Origin of the sequence: Mycobacterium sp. NAZ190054, assembly GCF_001545925.1 — a bacterium.
Lineage (GTDB): Bacteria > Actinomycetota > Actinomycetes > Mycobacteriales > Mycobacteriaceae > Mycobacterium.
This window is the reverse complement of sequence record NZ_LMVQ01000435.1, coordinates 1-1,706: the sequence shown is the minus strand read 5'-3', so window position 1 is coordinate 1,706 and position 1,706 is coordinate 1. Positions and strand designations below refer to the sequence as shown.

The following is a 1,706-nucleotide window of genomic DNA, read 5'->3' as shown; positions in this document are numbered from 1 at the left end:
CGACGTGCTCTATCTGGAGAACCAGTACCTGGCCGCGCGCGGCCTGGCCGAGGCGCTCGCCGCGCGGCTGCGCGAACCCGACGGACCCGAGGTCGTGATCGTGCTGCCGCGCAGTTCGGAGAGCCGCCTCGAGCAGCAGTCCATGGACAGCGCCCGGGAACGCCTGCTGCGGGTGCTGTGGGACGCCGACGAACACGGCCGGCTCGGCGTGTACTGGCCGGCCGTGAAGGGCGGCACGTCGGTGTACGTGCACTCCAAGGTGATGGTGGTCGACGACCGGCTGCTGCGGATCGGGTCGTCGAACCTGAACAACCGCTCGCTGGGCTTCGACAGCGAATGCGACGTCGCGCTGGAGGCGCCGCCGGCGGGCCGCGACGACGTGCGCCGCCACATCGTCGACACCCGGGACGATCTGGTGGCCGAGCATCTGGGTGTGTCCCGCGCGGATTTCCAGCGAGAGGTGCTGCAGCGCAAGTCATTCCTCGCCGCGGTCGACGCGTTGCGGGGCACCGGCCGGTCGCTGCGCAGGTTCACCGGGTTCATGGTGTCGGCGGACGCGGGCCCGTTCGCCGAGAACGAGGTGATGGATCCCGGCCATGTGCCGCCGTCGATCGCCCGCAGCGCGTTCGGTCTGGCCGCCGGCATGATCACCTGGCCGTTGACCAAGGCGGCGCCCCGGTTGTGGTCGCTGGTCAGCGCTGCGACGCCGCAAACGGACTGAGCGCCAACAGATATCCGGCCAGCAGGGTCAGCGGGGCCAGCAAGGGCAGCCACGGCACCTGTACCGGCAACAACACGGCCACGGTGGCCGCGCCGGCGAACCCGATCGCACAGAACATCGTCGGCGCGGTGGGCCCGGTGTGGCGCAGCACGAGATACACCGCGGCGGCCAGCCCGGCCAGCACCGTGTACAACGGGGCGGGCTCGGCCAGCACGACGGTCACCACCGCACCCAGCACCGCGACGGTCGCCGCGGGACGCACCCATGCCGACGCGGCCACCGCGGCCAGCGTGACCACCGCCGCCGGTACCGCGTACCCGTCGGCGCGGTACGCCGCGGCGGCTACCATCAGCACACCGAAGGCCAAGGGGGGCAACAGAAGCGCCGGCCGCGCGGTCATCGACGCGCCCGGCGCGCGGGGACCAGTGCCATGGCCTGGTCCAGGGTCGCGGTGCCCGGCCAGCCCACGATGTCGACACCGACGGTGGCCATGTCGCGGTACATGAACGAGCGTTGCATCGCCCACATGCGGTGCACCAGCGGGTCGTGGTCGCCTTCGACCGGGCTGCCGTCGAGGACGTCCACGGCGACCACAGGGTGCCCGCGCTTGCGCAGATCGATGAGCGCCAGCGCGAACTCGGTGTCGAGCAGGGTCGAGAACGCGATCACGATCGCGCCCGCCGGGACGGCGGGACGCGGTGCCAGCGTGCCGCCTGCGGTCTCGAAGGTGCCGGAGATCTCCGCCGCGCCGAGCACCGTGTCCAGGATCCGGTAGAACTGCCGCTGCCCGATGTCGGCGCCCAGCCACCGCGTGCTGCGGCTGCCGAGCGCGACCAGCCCCGCCCTGTCGCCGTACCGCAGCGCGCTGGACAGGTTCGCGTGATAGCGCTCGTCGAGGGTGCCCACGGTGGCCGAGTGCTCGACGAGTTGGCGCAGCGCGTCGGGATCCTGGGTGTCGGCGAGCTCGTCCACCGGGGTCACCCCG

The 1,706-nt window shown here is 72.2% G+C and carries 2 protein-coding genes and 1 pseudogene; 1 reads left to right on the top strand and 2 read right to left on the bottom strand.

Annotated elements, in window-relative coordinates:
* A partial coding sequence (locus ASJ79_RS23585; RefSeq protein ID WP_231751001.1) for a phospholipase D-like domain-containing protein occupies positions 1–721 on the top strand: 721 nt, incomplete at its 5' end.
* Here ASJ79_RS23585 and ASJ79_RS23580 read toward each other — a convergent pair.
* Both ASJ79_RS23580 and ASJ79_RS23575 read right to left on the bottom strand, forming a co-directional pair.
* A complete protein-coding gene (locus ASJ79_RS23580; RefSeq protein ID WP_231751000.1) occupies positions 693–1,070 on the bottom strand; it encodes a hypothetical protein in 378 nt (125 codons plus the stop codon). The two genes, ASJ79_RS23585 and ASJ79_RS23580, sit on opposite strands and share 29 nt — an antisense overlap.
* 47 nt (positions 1,071–1,117) lie before the next feature.
* Positions 1,118–1,706, bottom strand: a pseudogene (locus ASJ79_RS23575) (hypothetical protein); the annotation flags it as partial.